This window comes from Mesorhizobium sp. M0166, from assembly GCF_040322255.1.
GTDB lineage: Bacteria > Pseudomonadota > Alphaproteobacteria > Rhizobiales > Rhizobiaceae > Mesorhizobium.
On sequence record NZ_JAMYTD010000006.1, the window covers coordinates 87,669 to 110,442 of the forward strand.

General features: G+C 61.6%; 22 protein-coding genes. 8 read left to right on the plus strand and 14 right to left on the minus strand.

Going from position 1 to position 22,774, the window contains the following annotated elements; all coding sequences use genetic code 11:
* Positions 1-634: 634 nt before the first annotated feature.
* The 5 genes from NKJ46_RS10000 (at position 635) to NKJ46_RS10020 (ending at position 6,069) form a co-directional block, all read left to right on the plus strand.
* Positions 635-1,639, plus strand: coding sequence for a LacI family DNA-binding transcriptional regulator (locus tag NKJ46_RS10000; protein WP_352664498.1), 1,005 nt, complete (start codon positions 635-637; stop codon positions 1,637-1,639).
* Positions 1,640-1,712: 73 nt separating this feature from the next.
* Positions 1,713-3,065, plus strand: a complete 1,353-nt coding sequence (locus tag NKJ46_RS10005; protein ID WP_352664500.1) for an ABC transporter substrate-binding protein — start codon at positions 1,713-1,715, stop codon at positions 3,063-3,065.
* Between the two features lie 21 nt (positions 3,066-3,086).
* Positions 3,087-4,013 (plus strand): carbohydrate ABC transporter permease, encoded by a 927-nt coding sequence (locus tag NKJ46_RS10010; protein ID WP_352664502.1) that lies wholly within the window; start codon positions 3,087-3,089, stop codon positions 4,011-4,013.
* Positions 4,006-4,848 carry a carbohydrate ABC transporter permease gene (locus NKJ46_RS10015; RefSeq protein WP_352664504.1) on the plus strand — a complete coding sequence of 281 codons (843 nt, stop codon included), beginning with the start codon at positions 4,006-4,008 and terminating at the stop codon, positions 4,846-4,848. The genes NKJ46_RS10010 and NKJ46_RS10015 overlap by 8 nt, the downstream gene beginning before the upstream one ends.
* A gap of 24 nt (positions 4,849-4,872) precedes the next feature.
* Complete coding sequence (locus NKJ46_RS10020; protein ID WP_352664506.1) at positions 4,873-6,069, plus strand: glycoside hydrolase family 172 protein; 1,197 nt, start codon at positions 4,873-4,875, stop codon at positions 6,067-6,069.
* A gap of 74 nt (positions 6,070-6,143) precedes the next feature.
* On the opposite strand, the gene NKJ46_RS10025 is transcribed toward NKJ46_RS10020, so the two are convergent.
* On the minus strand, positions 6,144-6,515 hold the full coding sequence (locus NKJ46_RS10025) for a VOC family protein (RefSeq protein WP_352664508.1): 372 nt from the start codon (positions 6,513-6,515) through the stop codon (positions 6,144-6,146).
* A gap of 301 nt (positions 6,516-6,816) precedes the next feature.
* On the opposite strand from NKJ46_RS10025, the gene NKJ46_RS10030 reads away from it, so the two are divergent.
* Positions 6,817-7,257: a DUF2267 domain-containing protein gene (locus NKJ46_RS10030; protein WP_352664510.1), complete on the plus strand. Its 441-nt coding sequence runs from the start codon at positions 6,817-6,819 to the stop codon at positions 7,255-7,257.
* An 85-nt stretch (positions 7,258-7,342) separates the two neighbouring features.
* Here the strand turns inward: NKJ46_RS10030 and NKJ46_RS10035 are convergent, their stop codons facing one another.
* The 9 genes from NKJ46_RS10035 to NKJ46_RS10075 all read right to left on the minus strand — a co-directional run bounded on the left by NKJ46_RS10035 (position 7,343) and on the right by NKJ46_RS10075 (position 15,705).
* Positions 7,343-7,468, minus strand: a complete 126-nt coding sequence (locus NKJ46_RS10035) for a hypothetical protein (RefSeq protein ID WP_352664512.1) — start codon at positions 7,466-7,468, stop codon at positions 7,343-7,345.
* A 50-nt stretch (positions 7,469-7,518) separates the two neighbouring features.
* Positions 7,519-8,556: an NAD(P)-binding domain-containing protein gene (locus tag NKJ46_RS10040; protein ID WP_352664514.1), complete on the minus strand. Its 1,038-nt coding sequence runs from the start codon at positions 8,554-8,556 to the stop codon at positions 7,519-7,521.
* 247 nt (positions 8,557-8,803) lie between these two features.
* A complete protein-coding gene (locus NKJ46_RS10045; RefSeq protein WP_352664516.1) occupies positions 8,804-9,616 on the minus strand; it encodes an SDR family NAD(P)-dependent oxidoreductase in 813 nt (270 codons plus the stop codon).
* Positions 9,613-10,614, minus strand: a complete 1,002-nt coding sequence (locus tag NKJ46_RS10050) for a sugar phosphate isomerase/epimerase family protein (protein WP_352664518.1) — start codon at positions 10,612-10,614, stop codon at positions 9,613-9,615. Before NKJ46_RS10050 ends, NKJ46_RS10045 begins: the two co-directional genes overlap by 4 nt.
* A 49-nt stretch (positions 10,615-10,663) precedes the next feature.
* Complete coding sequence (locus NKJ46_RS10055; RefSeq protein ID WP_352664520.1) at positions 10,664-11,437, minus strand: SDR family NAD(P)-dependent oxidoreductase; 774 nt, start codon at positions 11,435-11,437, stop codon at positions 10,664-10,666.
* Between the two features lie 3 nt (positions 11,438-11,440).
* Entirely contained in the window at positions 11,441-12,538 is a 1,098-nt protein-coding gene (locus tag NKJ46_RS10060) for an ABC transporter ATP-binding protein (protein WP_352664522.1), read from the minus strand.
* 10 nt (positions 12,539-12,548) lie between these two features.
* Positions 12,549-13,451, minus strand: coding sequence for a carbohydrate ABC transporter permease (locus NKJ46_RS10065; RefSeq protein ID WP_352664524.1), 903 nt, complete (start codon positions 13,449-13,451; stop codon positions 12,549-12,551).
* Positions 13,444-14,382, minus strand: coding sequence for a carbohydrate ABC transporter permease (locus NKJ46_RS10070; protein WP_352664526.1), 939 nt, complete (start codon positions 14,380-14,382; stop codon positions 13,444-13,446). Before NKJ46_RS10070 ends, NKJ46_RS10065 begins: the two co-directional genes overlap by 8 nt.
* A 57-nt stretch (positions 14,383-14,439) precedes the next feature.
* Positions 14,440-15,705: an ABC transporter substrate-binding protein gene (locus NKJ46_RS10075; protein WP_352664528.1), complete on the minus strand. Its 1,266-nt coding sequence runs from the start codon at positions 15,703-15,705 to the stop codon at positions 14,440-14,442.
* A gap of 143 nt (positions 15,706-15,848) precedes the next feature.
* On the opposite strand from NKJ46_RS10075, the gene NKJ46_RS10080 reads away from it, so the two are divergent.
* Positions 15,849-17,045 carry an ROK family transcriptional regulator gene (locus NKJ46_RS10080; RefSeq protein ID WP_352664530.1) on the plus strand — a complete coding sequence of 399 codons (1,197 nt, stop codon included), beginning with the start codon at positions 15,849-15,851 and terminating at the stop codon, positions 17,043-17,045.
* 69 nt (positions 17,046-17,114) lie between these two features.
* Here the strand turns inward: NKJ46_RS10080 and NKJ46_RS10085 are convergent, their stop codons facing one another.
* Entirely contained in the window at positions 17,115-18,074 is a 960-nt protein-coding gene (locus NKJ46_RS10085) for a DMT family transporter (RefSeq protein ID WP_352664762.1), read from the minus strand.
* Positions 18,075-18,471: 397 nt separating this feature from the next.
* Here NKJ46_RS10085 and NKJ46_RS10090 point away from each other — a divergent pair, with 397 nt between their 5' ends.
* Positions 18,472-19,821, plus strand: coding sequence for a PQQ-dependent sugar dehydrogenase (locus tag NKJ46_RS10090; RefSeq protein WP_352664532.1), 1,350 nt, complete (start codon positions 18,472-18,474; stop codon positions 19,819-19,821).
* Positions 19,822-20,102: 281 nt separating this feature from the next.
* Here the strand turns inward: NKJ46_RS10090 and NKJ46_RS10095 are convergent, their stop codons facing one another.
* From NKJ46_RS10095 to NKJ46_RS10105, 3 genes are all read right to left on the minus strand, one after another.
* A complete protein-coding gene (locus tag NKJ46_RS10095; protein WP_352664534.1) occupies positions 20,103-20,360 on the minus strand; it encodes a hypothetical protein in 258 nt (85 codons plus the stop codon).
* 339 nt (positions 20,361-20,699) lie between these two features.
* Positions 20,700-21,239 (minus strand): NADH-quinone oxidoreductase subunit B family protein, encoded by a 540-nt coding sequence (locus NKJ46_RS10100; RefSeq protein WP_352452927.1) that lies wholly within the window; start codon positions 21,237-21,239, stop codon positions 20,700-20,702.
* Positions 21,240-21,251: 12 nt separating this feature from the next.
* Entirely contained in the window at positions 21,252-22,769 is a 1,518-nt protein-coding gene (locus NKJ46_RS10105; RefSeq protein WP_352664536.1) for a hydrogenase large subunit, read from the minus strand.
* Between the last annotated feature and the right edge of the window lie 5 nt (positions 22,770-22,774).

The window sequence follows — 22,774 nt, forward strand, 5'->3', positions numbered from 1 at the left end:
TTGGTTGCGTCTCTCTGCGGTAGCGCCGACTTCCACCGTCAGCCAACAATAAATCCAATGGCCGCGACCCCGAAACACAGGCCAAATAACGGAAAAAAGCAGCCAACGTGCCTGGTGAATGCTCGGGTCCATGGCGGCCTCCTGTAACAGTCGGCATCGCAACGGGGCTCCTCGGAACTCAGTTCCTGAAACTCTCGCATTTCGGGCTTTTGCGATAGCAGCCTCGGACCAAAGTTTGGCTGCGCGGGTCCTTGGTCGATAGGCCTACAGACTGAAGTCCCTATCCCAGGAGCCGCCCTGCATTCGGCGACCTTTGTGTCCAACTGGCAGTTGCGATCCACCGCCCCCTTCGAATGCTTTGCGTTTCTGGCTCTATGGCAGCAACGCCGTTGGTCTACTGCCGCATCGTTGAAACGGCACCAATACAGACCCATATGCGAATTGCGTCGGATGTCTCCTCCCATTGCGTCCGGCGCGTTCCCCTCTGGAGGTTGTAGACCTTCACACTTGGCCGGGCTTAACAGTCCGGCCTTTTCTTTTGGCATTTGCGCAATCCGCCTGACTGCCCTAACTTGCGAGACATCGGTAAAAATCGATTTGCAAATGCATTCACATGCTCATAACCTACCAAACCATGAGCACGATTTCCAAAGTTGCTACGCGAGCGGGCGTGTCGCGCACGACCGTGTCGCATGTCATCAACCATGCGGACCGGGTATCGAAATCGCTGCGTGAACGTGTACAAGCGGCGATCGACGAACTCGGCTACACGCCGAACCCGCAGGCGCAAAGTCTGCGCACCGGCCGCACCAACATCATCGCGATGCTGATCCCGGACATCCGCAACCCGTTCTATCCGGAACTGGTGAAAACGGCGCAGTCGACGCTCGAGGTGGTGGGCCTCGACATGCTGATCTTCAACACCGACGTGCCGGGCGGACATTCACAGGATCACGGCCGCGAATATTTACGCCAGATCGGGCGCAAGCGGGTCGACGGCGTCATCGTTGCCGACTTCGCGCTGCACGGCATGCACAGCGAACTGCTCAGCCTCGATCTGCCCGCCGTCTTCATCGGCCATCTGCCGAACCATGCTGTCGACAGCGTCCAGCTGGACGATTTCGGCGGCGGCTATCTGATGGGCGAGTATCTGGCGAAGAGGGGCCATCGCCGCGTCGCCCATGTCACCGGGCCTTCCTTTTTCAAGGAGGCGATGGCGCGTGCCGCCGGCTTCGAAAAAGGGCTCGCCGACAATGGCGTGCCAATCTCCGCCGATCTGCGGTTCGAGGGAAGCTATCTTGCTCCGTCGGGACGGGAAGCCGTTACCTGGCTTAAGGAGAAGCACGGCGGAAACCTGCCGTCGGCGATGTTCTTCGCCAATTATCTGATGGCCTCCGGTGCGCTGACCGAATTCTACGACCATGGGATCAATATCCCTCAGGATATCGCCATCGCAGTCTTCGATGACCTGCCTCAACTGGAATATGTCAGGCCGAAGCTGACCCGTGTCGGCAACAGTCCGACAATGCTTGCCAAGCTCGCCACGGAAATGCTGCTCGAACGGCTGGGTGCCAAAGTCGAGGGCGCGCCGCGCACCGAAGTGATCCCATGCGCGTTGAGCCCATTCGACAGCGCGTGACGCCAGATGCCGGCAATGGGAACGGAGGTCCCTTCGCCAACGTTCGACCGAACAACATCAAAGGGAGGAATTGATGACTGACAAAACGACCCGCGGCCGGCCATTGGCCAGCCTGAACCGCCGTCGGCTGATCCAGGCCGGCGCTACTTTCGCCGCCGGCCTCACAGGCTTCCCGTTTATCAACAGGATGGCCGTGCGCGCTCAGGAAGCGCCGCTGAAATTCTGGCAGTTCTATGCGCCTGGCGGAGACGTGAAGCCGCAGGTCCAGTGGTTCGAAAAGCTGGTGGCCGACTGGAACGACGGCCACGACCAGAAGGTCGAGCTCGAATATGTCGTCAACAGCGAATACATCTCCGGCTCCAAGCTGGCGACGGCCTTCGCGTCGGGCGAGGGCCCCGACATCTTCCTCATCAGCCCCGGCGATTTCCTGCGTTATTACAATGGCGGCGTGCTTGCCGACCTGACGCCGCATATCGAGGATGCCGCCAAAGCCGATTTCCCGGAAAGCGTCATCGCCAACCGCATGGTGGACGGCAAGATCTACGGCGTGCCGATGGAAGTCGAGCCGATGGCCTTCTACTATTCGGTCAAAGCGTTCGAGGATGCAAAGCTCAACGAGAACGACGTGCCGAAGACCTGGGACGAGCTGTTGGCGGTCGCCAAAAAACTGACGACGCCCAGCCGCTACGGCGTGCTGTTCGAAACGACTCCCGGCTATTACCAGAACTTCACCTGGTATCCGTTCCTGTGGCAGGGCGGCGGCGAATTCCAGGGCAAGGACGGCAAGAGCGCCTTCGATTCTCCGGCCACCGTCCAGGCGCTGAAACTCTGGCAGGACGCCATCAATACCGGCGTGGCGCCGCGTCAGGTGGTCGGCGGCGGCTTCGACATCGTCGCCAATCTCGGGGCGGGGCTGTGCGCCATGCAGAACTGCGGCATCTGGGGCATTTCGGCGATGGACAACAACGCCAAGGACGTGCCCTACGGCATCTTCAAATTGCCGACGCCGGCCAATGGCAAATACGTCACCGTCGGCGGCGGCTGGGCCTTCGTCGCCAATGCCGGAGGCAAGAACCCGGATGCCTCCGCCCAGTTCTGCGCCTGGGCGCTGGCCTCGATGGACCAAGCCTCGATCGACCGTGTCGTAAACTGGTGCACTGTCGCCAAGAGCGATATGCCACCGCGCAACAGCGCGCTGAAGGCCGGCGCCGATGTCTTCAGCACGGGCAAGTTCGGCACCTTCGCCAAGGAGATCCATCTGGGGACGCGCGCCGAGCCGCGGGTTCCGCCGGAAGCCTACAAGATCATCTCCGACGCCATCCAGTCGGCACAGCTTGGCGGGGTTGATGCCCAGCAGGCGGCAACGACGGCCAGTCAGCAACTCGACGCGTTCCTCGCTTCCTATTCCGGCGCGCCGATCCTTTAGGTCCTTTCCAGCATGGATCAGATGAAACCGCCAGCCGCGGGCGCTAATTCCGCCCGCGGCCTCACCGCCAAGCAAAGGGAGCGCTACGCTGCATGGCTGTTCGTCCTGCCCGATGCGCTCGGCCTGCTGGTGTTCGTCGGCGTGCCGATGCTGCTTTCGCTCGCCGTCGGGTTCTTCGAAGTCAACGGCTTCGGCGGCTATAGATTCGTCGGGCTCGGCAATTATCGGCGCATGTGGGGCGACCCGCTGTTCTGGTCGTCCGTGAAGGTGACCGTGGCCTATGCCGTCATGCTGGTGCCGGCGCTCTACGTCGCCGGACTGGGACTGGCGCTTCTGGTGCAGAAGACCAACCGCTTCAACGCGGTCATGCGCTCGATGTTCTTTGCGCCGCAGATGGTCAGTCTGGTCGTGGTGGCGCTCGTGTGGCAGCTCATGCTGGTCGAAAAGGTCGGCATCGTCAGCCGGCTGGCACCGCTCGTCGGCCTCGGCGGAATCTCGCTGCTCGGCGAACCAAACCTCGCGCTGTTCACGCTGGTGCTGGTCAGCGTCTGGTTCCTGATGGGCTTCTACATGCTGATCTTCCTCGGCGGGCTCCAGGACATCCCAGCGGAGTATTACGAAGCCGCGAAGATCGACGGCGCCGGGCCGGCGACCAGCTTCTGGTACATTACCTTGCCCCTGCTCAAGCCGACCAGCTTCTTCGTCCTCCTGGTCTCGCTGGTCGCTTCTGTCGCCGGCGGCCAGGTCTTCGACCTGATCTATGTGATGACCAAGGGCGGTCCGGTCAATTCGACCTCGGTACTGATCATCTACATCTACAAGCAGGCATTCCAGTTCGGCGCCTTCGGCTATGCGTCGGCGATGGCATCGCTGCTGGTGCTGGCGCTGATGCTGGTCACGGTCTTCTTCTTCGTGCTGACGCGCGGCGGGCGCTTCGAGCATGACTGACGGCCGAACTCCTTCCGGCCTTTCGCAGATACGGGCGGCGAGACTTGCCTGGATGCTGGCAACCGCCGCACTTGGCCTGATGACGGTATTCCCGCTTGTCTGGATGCTGGTCATCTCGCTGAAGCCAGCGAGCGACGTCTTCACGCCGAGCCTCATGCCGGAACGGCCGACGCTCGGCAATTTCCTCTATGTGCTGACCGAGGTGCCGTTCCTGCGCTATCTCTTCAATTCGTTCTTCGTGTCGGCGACGGTGACGGTCGCTGCGCTGTTCTTCCATTCGATGGCCGGCTATTCGCTCGCACGGCTGCGTTTTCCGGGCCGCGACACCCTGTTCCTCGCCATGTTCTCGACCTTCCTGGTGTCGCTTCCGGTCATCATCGTGCCGCTTTTCATCCTGACGCGGATGCTGCACATGCTGGACAGCTATGCCGGGCTGATCATTCCGGCGATCTTCAACGCATTCGGCATCTTTCTGCTCAGGCAATATTACCTGTCGCTGCCCAGGGAACTGGAAGAGGCCGCGATCATGGACGGCGCCGGCTACTGGCGCATCTATTGGAGCATCATCCTGCCGCTCAGCCGGCCGATCCTGTCGGCGCTGGCGATCCTGTTCTTCCTCGCCAACTGGAACGCTTTCCTGTGGCCGCTGACGATCACGTCGGACCTCAACCTCTGGGTGGTGCAGGTTGCGATCGCAAATTTCAAGAGCCAGTACGCCGCCGCCTGGAATTACGTCATGGCCGCCTCGACCATCGTCGCCGTGCCGATGCTGGTTCTTTTCGTGATCTTCCAACGCCAGATCATGGAATCCATCAAGACAAGCGGCCTGAAATAACCGCTGAAGCAAGAGGAGAAACACATGGACAATGCCGGCCTGTCGCCGCTTCGCGGGCTCGCCAAATTGCGCGACGCCAAAACCCGCCGGTTTTCAAGCTACGACCGCACCGGCGGCAATGACGACCGGCTGCACATAGAACCCGGCCAGACGGTGGTGATTGCCGAGCACGACGGTGCCGGCATCGTCACGCATATCTGGGCGACGCTCGCCTGCAAGAGCGAGGCATTCCTGCGCAAGATCGTGCTGCGCGCGTACTGGGATGGCGAGGAACATCCGAGCATCGAAACGCCGATCGGCGATTTCTTCGGCATGGGGCATGCTCGCACCCGCAATTTTGCCAGCCTGCCGGTGCAGGCAAGTCCAGAGGATGGCAAGGCCTTCAACTGCTATTTTCCGATGCCGTTTGCCAGCCACATGCGCTTCACCGTCACCAATGAGGCCGAGGACGACCTGCTTTTCTATTACTATGTCGATCTCGAACTGCATGAGGAACTCGAGGAAGGCCTGGGCCGCTTCCACGCCCAATACAGGCAGCAACGACCTGATGGCATAGACGAGACGGGGCTGGCCAACGAGCAGGTCCTGTTTGGCGGGGAAAACACCGACGGGAACGGCAACTACACCATCCTGGAGGCTGAAGGTCACGGCCACTATGTCGGCGTGCTCTATTCCGTCTATTCGCGCCGGCGTTCCGCACTATGGGACTGGTACGGCGAGGGCGACGACATGATCTTCGTTGACGGCGAGCCGGGCATTTCCGTGCCGGATACGGTGCGCAAGCCCGATCCGCGTATCGGACCGAAGGCCGAACTGATCGGAGATCGCGGCGAGACCAGCCCCGGCGTCAACGATGCCTGGCCGCCAACGCTGCACGGCACCGGCACGGAAGATTATTTCAACACGGCATGGTGCCCGACACAGGATTACAGCGCGCCCTATCACGGCATCATCGCTGCCGGCGGGCCGAACTGGACCGAGCCGGTTACGCTCTATCGCTGGCACATAGAGGACCCGGTCATCTTCCACAAACGCATCCGGGTGACCATCGAGCACGGTCACGCCAATCGCCGCTCGGACGACGTCTCGTCGGTCGCCTTCTGGTATCAGGCCGAACCGCACAAACCGTTCGAAGCGCTTGCCGATGTCGAGGACCGCATCCCCACCTATCGCGCGCCTTATCACAATTGGAATGCCGCCTTCGACGAGAAGAGGCGTTAGGCCGGCATGCGTTCGAATTGAGCCATGCATCCCGCGCTGTCTGCGTCGGGATCACCCTGCCGTAGCGCGCCGCCTCAGCTGCGAGGTGGAAGTTGCTGGACAGACCAGGTGTTACCGTCGGGATCCTCAAAGAAGACAAATCTGCCCCAGGGAAAATCCTTGATATCGCTGACCTCGATGCCTTGAGCGGCCAGGTACCGGTGCGCCTCGTCGATATCGGGCACGACCAGTTGCAGGCCCCTCATGGATCCCGGCGGGCTGTCGACGAGGCCCTTGCCCATGGCAATCGAACAGGCCGAACCGGGCGGCGTCAATTGCACGAAACGTATCTCGTCGCTTACGGTGTGATCGTGATCGAGATGAAAGCCGACCTTACCAACATAAAAGGCGATTGCTCTATCGACGTCCGATACGGGGACCGGGACCAGTTCCAGCTTCCAATCCATGACAGTCCTTTCGCAGCTTGATCGGTAAGTGGTGCCGGACACCGTGGGCGAAATCCCGCCATCTTCCCAATGCCATTGTCGGCGCGGGCCGCTCAGTCAGTCAAGAGATGTCCGGCAAGAGATATCCGGGTTCGGGCAACGTGAGGACTGGTCTCATTGCTGACGGCGTTCGGAACCGATGAGCGCCAACAGGCTCTCCGACCGACCGGCTCCCGCCGCTTTGCCAGGCGATTTTCATAGGACCACGAAACAATTATCTCCGGCCGCCGTTTCGCCTGCAGAACCTTTCGAGGAGGCGACGATGAGCGCAACCGGCTTAGACGTTTTTGACAAAACGCTGCAAATAACAAACATCTGGCTTGACGAGATCATGGCGGATCTTGGTCCGGATCGACACGTCGCCTGGCATACATTGGGCGCCGTTCTGCGAACCCTTCGGGACAGGCTACAGATCGGACTGGCGGCTAAATTGGGAGCGGAACTGCCGCTGCTCGTGCGGGGCGCCTACTATGATCGCTACCGGCCCGCCGACATGCCCGACAAGACACGCTCGCTCGAGGAGTTCCTGGGACACATCGCCGATGAATTGAAATCGACCCGTCCTGTCGATCCCGAGGATGCGGCACGCTCAGTGCTGCGTGTGCTTGCACGGCATATCGACCTTGGCCAGTCGGCAAAGGTGCGAGATGCGCTGCCAAAGGAAATCCAGGTGCTCTGGCCTGAAAGCGTGGGCGTCAAATAGTGGCGACCCCGCTCATGCGGACGCGCGACCGACCAACTGCCTCGAAACGCTGACGTTTAGAAACCTGCCGACGGTGTCCAGGTCGTCACGAATGCCGCACGATGTGTTCGACAAGGCGATGTGCCTCCTCGGCGATCGCCAATATTATGCCTGATTTGCGCGTGGAGGCGAAATCCAACCCGGCAAAGTAGATGCCTGGCAGGGCGGCCACGCCATCCTCGTGAACAGGCTGTCCTTCCGGGTCGAGCAGACCGGAAAGCCTCACCCAACTGAAATCGCCCTTGAAGCCGGTGCACCACACCACGGTCGTGATGCCGGACTCGGCAGAATCAAGAGAACGGACAGCCGGATTCGGCTGCTGCACTGCGACAGTCTCCGCTGGTCGGGTTCCGAAACGGGGGCATCGATTCCGGAGCGGCTGATGTATTCGTCGATATAGCGTTTGACGTTGGCGGAGGCCTCATCCGCAAAACGAACATGCTCTTCGAGATCGTCGGCGAATGACAGACGGCCGTCATCTTCGACACCTGCGAACCGCCCCAGCAGCACGACACCTTGGGCGCCGAGCCCTTGCAGGCTTATCGTGTGTTCTACCCCAAGCAGACCACGAGGTGGAATGCGCCCCGCAAGTCGAATGATCTCGTCTCGACGCACGTCGAGAAATCCGCTTTCGACGAGCCAGAGCATGATGTCGCGACCTCGGTAGCGCCGCGAGAGCCGCCCGACCCGGCTGGTGGCAAGGAAGACTCTTCGGCCTGCTTCCGCCAGTTCTTCCGCGATCTGGGCACCGGACTGGCCGCTTCCGACCACCAGCACCGCTCCAGCCGGGAGATCGGCGGCGCTGCGATAATCAGAAGCATCGATCTGGCGCAGGCCCGGCGGCAACGCAGCGACCCAAACTGGGCGCACCAGACAATTCAAGTCGCCGCTTGCGATCACCACGTTGCGTGCCAAAACTGTGCCGCGCGAGGTGGTCAACCGATAGACGCCATTCCCGTTCCCACCGGAGAGCTCGGTCACAACAGTGTCCGGTTCGACCGGTAGTTCGTTTCGCCTGGCGAAATCCTCAAGCAGGGCGACGAACTGGTCGCGCGTCAGGGCACCGAACGGATCTGAACCATCATAGAAGTCGCCTGGCATGACGGTCTGAACGTTTGGGATATTCATCCGGAAAGAATCCCACCGCTGCGTGCGCCAGGTCTCTCCGATGCGGCCTCGCTCCAATACGGCATGGTGCAAGCCTTGCCGTGCCAGCGAATAGCTGACGCCCAGGCCGGCCCAACCGGCCCCGACCACCACGCATCAAGGATGTTGGCGTCATCCGTCATTTGCCGCGGATCCGGGTGCTAGCGCCGGAGCAGCACTTCGAGGCGGCACCAACGCCATCAGCGTAACGCCTTGGCCGGCGAACAACCGCCAAACAGCAGCCGATGCTGCCTGAACCCATCTTCTGCATGGCTTCGCCCCCCGACGCGAGGGCACGATAACAGCTTTGTCGGATCACGGTACAACCAAATACTCATCCGAACCCGGCAATGGTCGCGGCTTAACCTGGAAAGATCGTGAAACCGCCGTCGACGCGGATTACCTGTCCGTTGATGAAGCGGGCGCGGGGACCGGCGAGGAAGGCCACCGCTTCGGCGATCTCTTCCGGCTCCGCATACCGGTTCAGCGATTTCTTGCGCGAATCCATGCGCTGCGGATCGACCACGCGGCTCGCCTGGAACCGTGCCGTCTTGGTGGCGCCAGGGCTCACCGCATTGACGCGTACGCCGTCCTCGATCAATTCCTTGGCGAGGCAGCGTGTATAATGGACGACGGCTGCCTTGAGCGTCGAGTAGACCACTTCGGGCGAGCATCCGATATGCGCTGCCGCCGAGGCGATGTTGATCACCGAGCCCGAGCCGCGCTTGACCATAGGCGGAACGAACGCCTGGCAGACCAGCATCGTGCCGATGAGGTTGTTCTCGGTCAGAACCTTGATGTCTTCGTAGTCGATGTCCAGTGCGTTGTTGGGACTGGGCTTTACGCCCTTGGCGCCGATGTCGCCGCCGGCGCAGTTCACCAGAATGTGCACGTCGCCGAGATCCGCCTCGATCTTCCTCTTCATTTCGGCGACAGCTTGCTTGTCGCCGATGTTGCCAGTGACCGCGGTGATGCGCGTCCCGTGCTTCTCCAAGCCCCTGGCAGAGTCGCCGAGGTCCGCGAATTCGCCATATTGAGATGGCCGGGCCCAATCGAGGTCGTGGACCGCGACGTTTGCGCCAAGTTCGGCCAAGCGGTCGGCCATCACGCGGCCGAGGCCGCGTCCCGAGCCGGTGACGAAGGCGGTCAGGCCGCTGAGTTCTCGGGCAGTCATGCTGATTTCTCCATTGCAATGAAATCGAATTTCATCATGTTGGCAGCGCTGCGCCGGATCATGTCGAGCTCGTACGAAACGAGCGCACCGTCATCGTCCCGTTCCCATGGCGTGCGGTAGTCGGCGTCGTCCGCAAGCCGGTTCAGGCGCGCCGCACTCAGGCAGGCCGCGAATTCGCGGGCGGTCTTCGGCGCATATCCGTTCCACCAGTCGTCGGTGAGACAGCGAACGTGACGGGCCTCCAGTGCGCCGGGCTCAAGCACGGCCGTCAGCGTGTCGTGGTGCTCGCCAAGGATGGCTGCCAGTTCGGCGAATGGCACGGCGCCGTCGCCGATGGCGCAGCGGACCAGGCGGTAGCCCTCATCCGTGAACTGGACGCGATAGTCCTTGAGGTGAACGTGGCGGACATGCGGCGCTATCCGGCGCGTGAAGGCAAGCGGCGCCTCGCCGACAGGAAAGGTGTTGCCGGTGTCGTAGGTGATGCCGACACCCGGCCCGCCGAGTTCGCAGAATGCAACCAGTTCGTCGCTGCCGAAGTCCTGATGGTTCTCGATGCCGAGCACCCGGCCCTCGGCCGCCGCACGCGGCCCCCATTCCGTCAAGGCAGCGCGAAGCGTTGCGTTGAACTCGCTCCATTTCGGACCCCACGCATTGCGGTCGCCGCACAGGACAGGCGTCAGTGCGATGCGGATCGTCGTCGCGTCGAGCAGGCGCGCAGCCCGAAAGGCGTTGTCCAGTGGACCTGCCACGAGCAATCCGCCGCTCACCACCGGGACGATGTCCAGCGCGGCCAGACGCCTGCGGAGCGCGACAATCTCGGCGTCAGTCAAGTCGGTCAACCAGGGTTCGTAGATCTCGAGCGTGCGCGCGCCCAGTTCCTGCGCCAGTGTTATGAAGCCATCCAGCCCTGCGCCGTCCGGATTGTGCCGCGGCGTGCCGCGGCCCTGCAGGCCGAGATAGTAGGTCAGTCCATAGGGGTTGAGGCCGAGACGAAGCATCAGCTTGGCGGTTCCAATTGAGATTCCAATTGAGAGCGGAGAGGCATCACTAGCGCAGACCGGCATCGACGGTGATGGACTGCTTGGTGATCATGCGGCTGTCGTCTGCTGCCAGGAAGAGCACGGTGCGTGCAATCTCCTCGCCCAGCAGGACGCGGCGGATCAATTGCCGCTGCACCGTCTGGTCGACTGCCTCCTGCGTCTTGAACCACAGCTCGCGCTGCCGCTCGGTCATCACGGCGCCGGGTTCGACTGCATTGACGCGGATGTTGTCGGGTCCGAACGACCGCGCCAACGCACGCGTTAGCGCCACCACGGCCCCCTTTGCGGTGGCATAGGCCAACATCTGATCCGCTCCGAACCGCCAGGCGATGGAAGAGAAGTTTACGATCGAGCCGAAGCCGAGTTCCTTCATGTGCGGATGCACAGCTTGAGCGGCGAAGAAGTGATGCCTCAGATTGACGTCGAAGCTGCGGTCCCAGTATTCGGCCGTTACCCCGTCGATGGGATGGCGCTGATCATTGGCGGCGTTATTCACCAGGACCGCAATCGGACCAAGCCGCGCGCGCACGCTTTCTACCGACGCCTTCAGCGCATCGACGTCGGTCACATCGCAATGGAGGTATAAGGGAGCCTGCCCGGCGGCACCACCGAGCTCGCGCACCAACGCCTCCGCTGGCTCATCCTGCACATCGAGAAAGGCCACCCGGGCGCCATTCGAAGCGAAGGCGCGGACCATATCGGCGCCGATGCCGGAGGCGCCGCCGGAGATCAGCACGACCCGATCGGTCAAGCTCGGATAAGTCGCGAATTGTACGGACATCGATTACAGAAGCGCCTTGGTTGTTGGATCGAACAGGCAGGCGCGCGACATGTCGATGCCCAGCGTTATCGTCTCGCCCATGACGGGAGCGTCGTCCGGCTCGAAACGGCCGGTGATCTCCAGGTCGCCCAGCCTGAGCACGGCAAGCGTCTCGGCCCCGGTCGGCTCGACCAGTTCGACCGGCGCCTGCATGGACGCCACAGCCGGTTTGCGTGACTTCAGGTCGGTCGTGAAACGGTAGATGTGTTCCGGCCGGATACCGAGCACGACGTCCTTTGGCGCACCGGCGGGCATCGGCGCGGCAAGGGCGAGGCTGGCGTCGCTGCCGTCAGCGGCGCGTACCGAGATGCTGGTCGAGCCCGTAAGCCGGGCGGGGATGAAATTCATCGCCGGCGATCCCATGAAACCGGCAACGAACATGTTCGTCGGCCGGTCGTAGATCCGCTTCGGCGTGTCGAACTGCTGTACCGAGCCCTGGTTCATCACCGCAATGCGGGATGCAAGCGTCATCGCCTCGACCTGATCGTGGGTGACGTACACCGTGGTCTTGCCGACGCGATGGTGGAGCTTCTTGATTTCGGTACGCATATCGACGCGCAGCTTGGCGTCGAGGTTGGACAGGGGCTCGTCGAACAAAAACAGCTTCGGGTCGCGGACGAGGGCACGCCCCATCGCAACGCGCTGCCGCTGGCCGCCCGAGAGCTGGCCGGGCTTGCGTTTAAGCAGCTGTTCGATCTGCAAGAGTGCGGCAACCCGCTGGACAGCTTCCGCTTGCGCCGCTTTTGGCACGCCGCGGCTTTCCATGCCGAAGGTGATGTTCTGGCGCACCGTCATCGTGGGATAGAGGGCGTATGACTGGAACACCATCGCAATGTCCCGGTCCTTGGGTTGCACCGAGTTCACCAGCCGGTCGCCGATCCAGATCTCTCCCGACGTGACCGTTTCCAGGCCGGCGATCATGGCGAGCAAGGTTGACTTGCCGCAGCCTGACGGGCCGACAAGGGCGACGAATTCTCCGGTCTTAGCCTCGAGATTGATGCCGGCAAGAATCTCGAGCGAGCCGTAGCTCTTGTGAAGGTTGCGGATCATCAACGCGGACATGGGCGACGCTTCATTTGATGGCGCCCTGGGTGAGGCCGCGCACGAAGTATTTTCCACCGAACAGATAGATCAGCAGCGGAGGCAGCGCGCCGATCAGCACGGCTGCGCTCATCACATCATAAGCACGCGCGGTCGTGCCGCCGGCCGTGAGTGCTACCAACGCCGCCGTGATCGGCTGCTGCTGGCCAGATGTGAAGACGACGCCGAACAAATACTCGTTCCAGATGCCGGTGAACTGCCAGATGACGGTGACGATCAGAATGGGTGGCGACAGGGGCAGGATGATCTTGCGGAAGATCCGCCAGAAGCCGGCGCCGTCGATGCGTGCCGCCTTGATCAGGTCGTCCGGTATGCTGACGTAGAAATTGCGGCAGAACAGGGTGGTGAACGAGATGCCCTGGACGACGTGGATCAGCACCAGCCCATATGTGGAATTGGTCAGGCCGAGCTTGCCGAGCAGGAACGCCCACGGCATCAGCGAAATCTGGCCGGGCATGAATACGCCGAGCAGCATCAGATTGAAGATCAGTTCAGAGCCCCTGAAGCGCCATTTGGAGAGGATGTAGCCGTTCATGGCGCCGAGAATGGTCGAGATGATGGTGGCGGGGATCGTCATCGCCAGCGAGTTGAAAAAATTGCGCTTCATCCCCTCGCAGGTACCGCTGACGCAGTAGGATCCCCAGGCCTGCGCCCACGCATCGAACCGGAAGCTGCGCGGTACGGAGATGAGGCCGTTGCGGGCAATCTCCGACTGCTCGCGCAATGAGTTGAAGATCACCACCAGCAATGGCACGAGATAGACGACCGCGAAAAGCGTCAGCACGGCATAGACAAGGAAGCGGCTCCAGAAATGCCGGCGCGTGGCGGCGGCTTCTTCCGGATCAAAACGGGCATTGGGGGAAATTTCAGCCATTGCGGCCCTCCGCCTGCCGGCGCCAGACGATCCACAAGGAGTACGGCACCAGCACCACCGCGACCGCCGCGAGCATCATCATCGCCGCGGCGGCACCTTCGCCGATTTGGCCGCGCTGGAACATCAGGTCGTAGACATAGATGGCGGGGAAGGTGGTGGACACACCTGGCCCGCCTCGCGTCAACGCCGCAACCAGGTCGAAGGTCTTTATGGCGAATTGTATCTGAATGACCGTCACCGCCAGGAATATCGGGGCGATGGTTGGCAGGATGACCCTCCGATAGGTCCGGAAAATCGACGCGCCGTCGATTTGCGCGGCTTTGACGAGGTCCGGATCGACGGACCGCAAGCCGGCCAGGAAGAGCGCCATTGCGAAGCCGGACGACTGCCAGATACCGGTTATGATCACCGCATAGATCGCAGTGTTGCGGTTGGCCGTCAGGGCGAAGCTGAAGTCGGTCCAGCCAAGCCCTCGAACGAAGGCCTGGATGCCGTCGACAGGGTTATACAGCCAGCTCCACACCGTACCGGTGACGATGAAGGACACCGCCAACGGATAGAGGAAGATGGTGCGCCAAACCGCCTCGCCGCGGACGCGCTGGTCGATTGCGATCGCGAGCAGCAGGCCAACGGCCATCGAGCCAACGATATAGAAGCCGCTGAACAGGAAGAGATTCGTATAGGCGATGTTCCAGCGCCGGTTTGCCCAGAGCGAAGCGTAATTGTCCAGGCCGACGAACCCATAGGTCGGCAATAGCGACGAATCGGACAGCGAGATGTAGAGCGTCCAGAGCGTGAAGACGAAAACATAGATGAAACTCGCAGCTATCGACGGCGCCAGCACCAGAATGGGCACCATCGTGCCCAGGCGCTCGCGCCACGGTCGGGCCGCGGCAGCTGCAGCTGGTACAATCAGATCATGGGTGGACATCGGGCTGCTCCGGCGAGGTCTGGCCGGGAGCTTCGCCCCCGGCCATCATCGGCAGCGTCATTTCTGCGCTTCGGCCGCATCCGCCATCGCGTTGGCCGCGTCCTGCGCACTCATATCCGGCGTTGCTACAAACTCCGTGATGCTATCCATTATTGCGCCGCGGACCTTTTGCGGAACCGTCATGTTGTGCGCCATCGAACGCACGAGCGTGCCGGCGGCGATCGAGGCTTGCAGATCCTTTTGCGAGAGTTGCTGGCAGGGATTGAAGCCGTTCGAAAGATCGACGTCGAGGCGGGCCGGAATGGACCCTTTGGTCTGATTGAAAATGGTCTGGAATTCGGGCGACAGGATGATGCTGGCAAGCAGCTTCTGTCCCTCGATATAGTCCGGGTCCTTCTGTTTGAAGAACACGACCGAGTCTGAATTCAAGATGAAACCCGGCTTGCCCCAATCGGTCGGCGCCTGGGCGCAGACATAGTCGGTGCCCTCCTTGAAGCCGCCGGCCGTCAGCAGGCCGATCGTCCAGTCGCCCATGATGTGGAAGGCGGCCTCGCCGCGGCCGACGAGATGCGACATGGTATCCCAGTCACGCCCGTTCATGCCGGGGTCCATGTACTTCGAGGTCATGGTGCGGAACTGCTCGAAGGCCTTGACCATGCCATCGCTGCGCATGGCATCGACGTCGCCCTCGACGAAAGCTTTCCTGTAGAGATCGAGGTCCTGACCATACACGACCACTTCGAAGACGGTCGAGTCGGTCCAGTCGGCGGTCGAGTGCGAAATGCAGATCTTGCCGCTGGCCACGATCTTGTCGCAGGCGGCGTTGAATTCCGCCCATGTCTTCGGCATCTCGGTGACGCCCGCGTCCTTCATGACCTTCGGCGATGCCCACAGCCAGTTGATGCGGTGGATGTTCATCGGCGCGGCCACCCAATTCCCGGTCGGCTTCATCACCGGCAGTAATTCGGGAGCGACGACCTTCTCCCAATTTTCCGCCTTCGCCAGGTCGTCGAGATTGGCTGTCATGCCCGTCTCGTTCCATTCGGCGATCTCGGGGCCTTTGAGCTGCACAGCGGGAGGTGCGTTGCCGGCGATCACATCGGCACGCAGTTTGGCCAGGGTATTGGCCGTATGGCCTGCGATGGAGGTCTGCTGCCAGGTGCCACCCTTGGCGGTAAACATCTCGCCGAGCTTGGCGATAGCCTGGGCGTCCGATCCGGTGGCCCATTGATGCAAGAGGTTGGTCTTCGGCTCCGCGAGCGCTGTTCCGGTAATCAAAGTGAAGGCGGTAGCGGCCGCAAAGGCCGTCCTCAGGTATTTCATCGTTTCACTCCCATATGTGATGCACGGTTCGTATCGACCGCTTGTGGCCCGCGATTTGAGGTCGTGGCCGGCGAGATGCAGTAATCTCCGTTCTTTCCAAGATGACATATTTGGGCTATCAGTCAACGTGCTTTGTGCTCATCATGAACAAACCTTCGCTTAGAAATTGGCTGATCGACAGGCCGTCTGCGTCGCCGGAGAGCCTGATCGTTCGATGCTTGCGCGAGCGCGGCGTGCTTTCTGCGTCGCAAATTACCCGCATTACCGGTTTGGCGCGGTCGACGGTTTCAACTGCGCTCAACGGCTTGAGAAAGTCGGGGATGGTGATCGAATCCTCGGCCCATCATGACGCGGCCAGGGGTATTGGCAGGCCTGCCACGACATTGACGCTCAATCCCGCTGCGGGCACCTGCGTCGGCATCCATCTGGGCCTCGACGAAATGCGGTGTGTCGTCGCCGACGTGTCGCATTCTTTCGTTGCCGAACAAACTATCCCCATGGGTCTGGACTACCAGCCGCAACAGACGGCCCAGCTTGCCAAGTCAGTAATTGCCCGATGCTACGAAGAGAACGGTCTGCCGATGGCGGGGCTCCTGGGGGTTGGGGTCTCCGTCTCGGGCCCAGTCAGCCGCGAAGGAGTGGTGCTGCGCGCGAGTATCGTTCCGACCTGGGCCGGGGTCAACATCCGCGATGTGTTCGGGCCGGTCCTCGAACAGCCGATCTTCGCCGACAATGAGAGCAACTGCTCGGCCATTGCCGAGCTGATGTGGGGTGCGGCCGTCGGCCAGGACGATTTCGTGCTGTTCAAGGTCGATCTGGGCGTCGGCGGGGCCATTGTCCAGCACGGCCGGCTGGTGAGCGGCATCGCCGGCGGCGCCGGCGAATTCGGGCACATCAGCATCGATCCCGGTGGCGACCTTTGCCGGTGCGGCAATCGAGGATGCCTGGAGCTCTATGCCAGCTTTGCCCGGCCGCTCGAGCAGATTTCGCGCATCGTGCGGCGGCCGGTCACGATGGACGACGTGATCATGATGGCCGAGAAGGGCGACGTGAGGGCGCTGCGGATGATCGAGGACACCGCCGAGTTCGCCGGTCGTGGCCTTGGCTTGATCGGTTCGGTGCTCAATCCGCCGCTCATCATCATCGGCGGCCGCATGGCGTTGGCGGGCGACATTCTCCTGGCACCGCTGATCGCGTCATATGAACGCCACACGCTCATCAAGTCCCGCGATGTGGCACCCGCGTTGCGCACACGGATAATCGTTGGCAAGCACACGGAGAACGATGCATTGCTCGGCGCGGTCGGCCTCGTGCTGCGCCACAACAGCCGGCTTCAGTGACCCGGCTTCGCTTCGGGTGGTGCTCTGATTTTGCGAGCTGCCTCGCCGCTCCGGCGGAGGTGAGGTTCACTACGCGACACGCACCGTGCGCTGCCTCGGCTTGATCGCGGTGGCGAGCAGCAGGCCGGCGACGATGAGGGCGGCACCGGCGAGATCGTAGTCTTGCAAGCTTTCGCCAAGGAACAGATAAGCGAGAACGGCGACGAAGGCGGTCTGGAGATAGAGCAGCATGCTGGCGCGCCCCGCGCCAAGCGTCTCGACGCTACGGTTGTAGAGATAGTACATCAGAGCGCCGCCCGGGCCAGCCACATAGGCGAGAGCCAGAAGGCCGTTCGCATGCAGCGCCGAACGATCCCCGGAAAACAGTTCCCAGAGATAGAAGGGCAGTGCGGCCAGCGCGCCGGCTCCCAGCAGCAGGACCACCATCGGCAGAAGCTCGATAGCGAATTTGGCGCGACGCAGCAGCACGGTGTAGAGGCCCCAGCAAAACGCGCTGCCGACGATCCACAACTCGCCGGGATTGAATTGCAGCTGCGTCAGCGCAGCAAGGTCGCCGCGCGCCACGATCACCACCATGCCGGCCAGAGCGACCAGCGCTCCAAGCGCTTTCCAGACACCGAGGGACTCGCCGAGCACGAAGCGGGCAAGCACCATGGTCATGATCGGCGACAGCGCCATGATGATGCCGGCAGTTGTCGCGTTGGTGTAGTTGAGGCCCGTGTAGATCATGCCCTGACACAAGGTCAGCCCGATGGCACCGATGACCAGCACCTCGATCACCCGGGATTGGATCAGCACGAGCATCGCCCCGTGATGACGATGGACGATAGGCAGCAGGATCGCGCAGGCAAGCGTCAGCCGCCAGAAGCAGAGCGCCCAAGGCGGCATCTCGGGGGCAACCCACTTGGCGGCGATATAGACGCCGGCCGACAGGAGCCAGCAGAGCGTCGCGAGGGAATAGGCGAGCGGAAGTGATGCGCCGGGTGTCGCCTTCGCTACACTTGGATGTGCTATCGGCAGCGATTGGATGTCTGTCTCCTCCAACCGCAGACTTTTAGCAGATTTGCAGCGTCTTGCTAAGCAGCAACAACAGCTGTTTGACCAACTGGTGCAATCGGTGGGTCATTGTGGGTTCCGCCGTTCATGGTCTCGTTCCATTCCAACGCATGTTGGCCCATGAGCAACTCGATACCGAAAAGCGCAAGCCGTATCGATTTCGCGCGATACGAATGTGAGATTCATATCGCGACAGATATTCGCGCGGTTGCCACAATCTCCTCGCGCCATATTTCTACCGAGAGCAGATTTGTCGCGAATTCCTGGCACTCGGATCACGAGTGCCGCTGCTTCGAAGCAATTGGAAGAATAAGCCACTGACTTGCGTTTGCACAAAGAGCGCGACACAAATCCATGCGGAGGACGTCCGATGCCTGCCGGCTTCCGAGGAAGCGTACTCGTAGCGGTATTGGGCGCCGTCGTGGCAAGCTGCGCTGGCATTCCGGCGCAAAAAACCGGGCCGGCGCAAAAAACGGGGGCAATAACCGGCTATGGCCCCAATCCCACCTTACCGAAACCACGACCGACGCTGATCCCGACTGTTAACATCGCCGAGGCGAAAGGCTGGCAGAAAGGCGGTATGCCGACCCCGGCGAAGGGGCTGACAGTGAACGCCTTCGCCACCGGCCTCGACCATCCGCGCTGGCTACATGTGCTTCCGAACGGCGACGTGCTGGTTGCTGAAACCAATGCCCCTGCCAAGCATGACGAAGGCTTTAGTCTTAGAAAGGTCTTCATGGACCTAGCTATGAAGCGGGCTGGCGCCGCGACCAAAAGTGCCAACCGCATCACGCTCCTGCGCGACACCGATGGCGACGGCATTGCGGATGTGCGCACGACGTTCGCGGAAGGCCTCAATTCGCCCTTCGGCATGACGCTGTCCAAAGGCAAGCTCTTTGTCGCGAATACCGACGCGCTCGTCGCATTCCCCTACTCCAATGGCCAGACCCGAGTCAGCGCGTCGCCGGAAAAGATCATCGACTTGCCAGCCGGGGACCTCAACCATCATTGGACCAAGGACGTGATCGCAACTCCGGATGGACGCAAGCTCTATGTCACCGTTGGTTCCAACAGCAACGTTGGAGAAAACGGCATAGCCGCGGAGAAGAACCGCGCCGCTGTCCTTGAAGTGGATCGGTCGACCCGCCGCACTCGGGTCTTCGCCTCGGGCCTGCGCAACCCGAACGGGCTCTCCTGGAATCCTGAAAAGGGGGAGCTTTGGGTCGCCGTGAACGAGCGTGACGAGATCGGCGACGACCTTGTGCCGGATTACATGACCTCAGTTCGTGACGGCGCTTTCTACGGCTGGCCTTACAGCTACTACGGACAGAACGTCGACGAACGTGCCAAGCCGCAGCGCCCCGATCTCGTGGCGACGGCGATCAAGCCCGATTACGCCCTGGGCTCTCATACCGCCTCGCTGGGACTGACCTTCTCCAAAGGCGCCCGGCTCGGTCCGAGCTACGGCAACGGCGCCTTCGTTGGCCAGCACGGCTCGTGGAATAGAAGCGTGCACAGCGGCTACAAGGTGATCTTCGTGCCGTTCCATGGTGGCAAACCGAGCGGTCCTCCGAAAGATGTGCTCACTGGCTTCATCGGGCGTAATGGCGAGGCGATGGGCCGTCCGGTCGGCGTTGCTATCGATCAGACTGGCGCACTGCTCGTCGCCGATGACGTCGGTAACGTCATCTGGCGGGTCCGCCGGGCGAATGGCCGTTGAGCGCAGGTGCCTTTCTGATTCCGACCTCACCAGCCTTCGGCTACGGCGCCACGCCCGGTATGGCTTCATTCGGCTGCGATTTCGATGCATATGCCAGATGATAACATCGCGCCTGCCGCATGTCGGCCGTTGCGGAGAGGTCTATTTTGCGCATGGCTGTGCAATGAGGCCGAGCGACGCCACCAAGCGACCAACGGTTGATTTCGCGGCAATGGCCGCGAGTCAGTCCCTGCCTTGCTCCAAAGCCTGAGCGTCGATAGACCTGCCTGCTATTTCCTCAGCTAATAGATCGATATGATTGCAGGATTAACGGTTTCATAGCCCAGGCGCGGCTCCGATTTGTCTTTCGAAATCGCGCTGGAGACAGTTCCGGTTGAACTGCAATCCACCTTTGTTTCCCTCTTTTTCTTGATCGTGCTGCCCGACAGGTCGGCGCAGGCCGACGTTACTGCTGTACTGACCACCCTCTTTTTCTCGTGCGCAACGGCGGCGGTGGATAGGGCAATCACAATTGCCGCGCAAACAATCGTCAATCTCATTGATTTTCCCCCTTAGAGCACCGCAAACGTGTGGTCGACTGCCTTGAGACGCCGGCGAAGACGGTACTCGCGCCTGGCCGGCCCATCCGGCTTTCGACGGCACAAGATTGTAACTACATTAGCTACAGCGCAAGTAACCATTTCGGACTAGGGAACGGGGCTCACCCTTCGACGGAAAGCGGCTGGGCTGCCGGCGAAAAAGCAGGCGTTTTAGCCGTTCTCGCCGCCGAGCGCCTTCCGATTTTGGGACAGAGGTTGGCTGATGCCCTTAAACTCACGGCTACGCATTGGTTGGATCTATGCAGCGACAAGGCCAATCTTGGCAAAGCCTCTGCATAGTCACCTTCGGGCAGCACCAGTCTTGGAATTCACGCCCTCAAGCAAGGCGAGCAGGCCTTTCAGAATTTCGATTGGCGGCGGCGGACAACCTGGAATGTGCAGATCGACAGGCAACGCCTCGGACACTCCGCGCACCACGGCATAGCTGCCGGCGAAACAGCCGCCATTACCTGCGCAATCTCCAAGTGCGACCACCCATTTTGGGTTGGGTGTTGCGTCGTAGGTCCGCTTCAATGCCTCGCGCATGTTTTTTGTGACCGGCCCGGTGACGAGCAGTACATCGGCATGGCGGGGTGATGCGACGAACCGGATCCCAAAACGCTCGATGTCATAGAAGGCGTTGTTCAGCGCGTGCATTTCAAGTTCGCAGCCGTTGCAGGAACCGGCATCGACCGCCCGGATCGACAGGCTTCGCCCTAATCGTTTGTGAGCAGCCCCATCGAGCGCGCGTGCGAGTTCGTCGACTGCCGTGCTGCTTGCCAACGGCGGACGCTCGGTGAGAGGGGGGCGTATCAGGCTTTCAAAAAGAAGCTTGCGCATGACAGCGTGCCTTCAGAGATCATGGCCCGAATAAGAGCAGTTGAACGATTTGTTGCACAGCGGAAAGTCGGCGACGATGTTTCCTTCGATCGCCGCTTCAAGGAGCGGCCATTGAAACCATGACGGATCACGGAGGTGACAGCGCTCGACCAAGCCGCCCTTGCCAATGCGCAGCCAGGCCAGAATGTCGCCGCGGAAACCTTCGACCAGCGCCATGCCTTCATGCGGTTGGTCTGTCTGCGCGAAATCGATACGGATCGGTCCGTCTGGCAGTTGTCGCAGGATTTGTTCGATCAGGGACAGGCTCTGTTCGACCTCGTGGATACGAATCCAGACACGGGCGTTCACGTCGCCTTCCTGGAGTAGAGGCACATCGAAAGCGAGCTCGTCATAGGGTGGATAGGCGACATTGCGGCGGGCATCGAAGTCCCGACCGGAGGCCCGGCCAACATACCCGCCGGCGCGATACTGTCGGGCGAGCTCCACCTTCAGCCGGCCAGTTGCGACTGTCCGATCCTGCAGCGACGCCGTGTTGTCGTAGAGCTCGACCAGTGCGGGAAACCGCTGCCTGATCTCTGCGATCAGGGACCTGAGCGCTGTAGTGCCCTCATCGCTCAGGAAGCTTGCCACGCCTCCGGGCACGATGCAGTCGCGCATCAAACGATGACCGAAGGCAGCATCGCTTGCCCGCAATACGCGCTCACGCAGCACCCCACAGTGGGCATGCATGAGCGCGAAGGCGGCATCATTGCAGATAGCGCCGATGTCGCCCAGATGATTGGCCAGGCGCTCCAATTCGGCCATGAGCGCTCGCAGCCAGACCGCGCGTGGGGGAACCTCGACACCCAGCGCCGCTTCGACCGCGCGGGCAAAAGCGAGGGAGTATGCCACGGTACTGTCGCCGGAAGTTCTGCCCGCCAGTTTGGCTGCACGGTCGATGTCGGACCCCGCCATCAGGCCTTCTATACCCTTGTGCGCGTAGCCGAGGCGCTCCTCCAGCCGGACGACCGTTTCGCCGCTCGCTGTAAATCGAAAATGGCCTGGCTCGATGATGCCGGCATGCACGGGTCCGACCGGGATCTGATGCAGGCTCTCCCCCTCGGCAGGCAGGAAAGGGTAGGGGGCGGCTGTCGCAGCAGACGTCCGGACGCGGGTACTCAACGGATAGCTGACACCCCAATGGCCATGATCAAGCCACCGTCTCGTATCAGGCGCGCCTTGTGGCAGGAGCCCGAACAGGTCAGCAGCCGCGCGTTCGAGCCGCAATGCGGGCGGATGCAGCCGGCCGACCGATGGGTAGCGGCCACTGGGGCATTCCAGGCTGACGACGCCGATGTCCCCGGCGCCTTCATCGAGAAGTGCCATGTGGACGGCACCTGGCTCACCCCATAGGCCGAGCAAGCTCCAGTGGCCGTCGGCCAATTGCTCGACGGCAAAGCCCCATTTTTTCGGAGTCACCACGGCGCGCGACCACGGGAAATGATTTTCGACACGTTGGCCAGCAAGGATGAGATCGATCAGCGCGGGCATGCTCT

Excerpts from the sequence above, each read along its gene's own strand:
- NKJ46_RS10065 (WP_352664524.1), bottom strand. The coding sequence starts at position 13,451 with ATGGCTGAAATTTCCCCCAATGCCCGTTTTGATCCGGAAGAAGCCGCC.
- NKJ46_RS10070 (WP_352664526.1), bottom strand. The coding sequence starts at position 14,382 with ATGTCCACCCATGATCTGATTGTACCAGCTGCAGCTGCCGCGGCCCGA.
- NKJ46_RS10000 (WP_352664498.1), top strand. The coding sequence starts at position 635 with ATGAGCACGATTTCCAAAGTTGCTACGCGAGCGGGCGTGTCGCGCACG.
- NKJ46_RS10075 (WP_352664528.1), bottom strand. The coding sequence starts at position 15,705 with ATGAAATACCTGAGGACGGCCTTTGCGGCCGCTACCGCCTTCACTTTG.
- NKJ46_RS10080 (WP_352664530.1), top strand. The coding sequence starts at position 15,849 with ATGAACAAACCTTCGCTTAGAAATTGGCTGATCGACAGGCCGTCTGCG.
- NKJ46_RS10025 (WP_352664508.1), bottom strand. The coding sequence starts at position 6,515 with ATGGATTGGAAGCTGGAACTGGTCCCGGTCCCCGTATCGGACGTCGAT.
- NKJ46_RS10045 (WP_352664516.1), bottom strand. The coding sequence starts at position 9,616 with ATGACTGCCCGAGAACTCAGCGGCCTGACCGCCTTCGTCACCGGCTCG.
- NKJ46_RS10060 (WP_352664522.1), bottom strand. The coding sequence starts at position 12,538 with ATGTCCGCGTTGATGATCCGCAACCTTCACAAGAGCTACGGCTCGCTC.
- NKJ46_RS10015 (WP_352664504.1), top strand. The coding sequence starts at position 4,006 with ATGACTGACGGCCGAACTCCTTCCGGCCTTTCGCAGATACGGGCGGCG.
- NKJ46_RS10055 (WP_352664520.1), bottom strand. The coding sequence starts at position 11,437 with ATGTCCGTACAATTCGCGACTTATCCGAGCTTGACCGATCGGGTCGTG.
- NKJ46_RS10050 (WP_352664518.1), bottom strand. The coding sequence starts at position 10,614 with ATGCTTCGTCTCGGCCTCAACCCCTATGGACTGACCTACTATCTCGGC.
- NKJ46_RS10095 (WP_352664534.1), bottom strand. The coding sequence starts at position 20,360 with ATGAGATTGACGATTGTTTGCGCGGCAATTGTGATTGCCCTATCCACC.
- NKJ46_RS10010 (WP_352664502.1), top strand. The coding sequence starts at position 3,087 with ATGAAACCGCCAGCCGCGGGCGCTAATTCCGCCCGCGGCCTCACCGCC.
- NKJ46_RS10005 (WP_352664500.1), top strand. The coding sequence starts at position 1,713 with ATGACTGACAAAACGACCCGCGGCCGGCCATTGGCCAGCCTGAACCGC.
- NKJ46_RS10020 (WP_352664506.1), top strand. The coding sequence starts at position 4,873 with ATGGACAATGCCGGCCTGTCGCCGCTTCGCGGGCTCGCCAAATTGCGC.
- NKJ46_RS10100 (WP_352452927.1), bottom strand. The coding sequence starts at position 21,239 with ATGCGCAAGCTTCTTTTTGAAAGCCTGATACGCCCCCCTCTCACCGAG.
- NKJ46_RS10090 (WP_352664532.1), top strand. The coding sequence starts at position 18,472 with ATGCCTGCCGGCTTCCGAGGAAGCGTACTCGTAGCGGTATTGGGCGCC.
- NKJ46_RS10030 (WP_352664510.1), top strand. The coding sequence starts at position 6,817 with ATGAGCGCAACCGGCTTAGACGTTTTTGACAAAACGCTGCAAATAACA.
- NKJ46_RS10105 (WP_352664536.1), bottom strand. The coding sequence starts at position 22,769 with ATGCCCGCGCTGATCGATCTCATCCTTGCTGGCCAACGTGTCGAAAAT.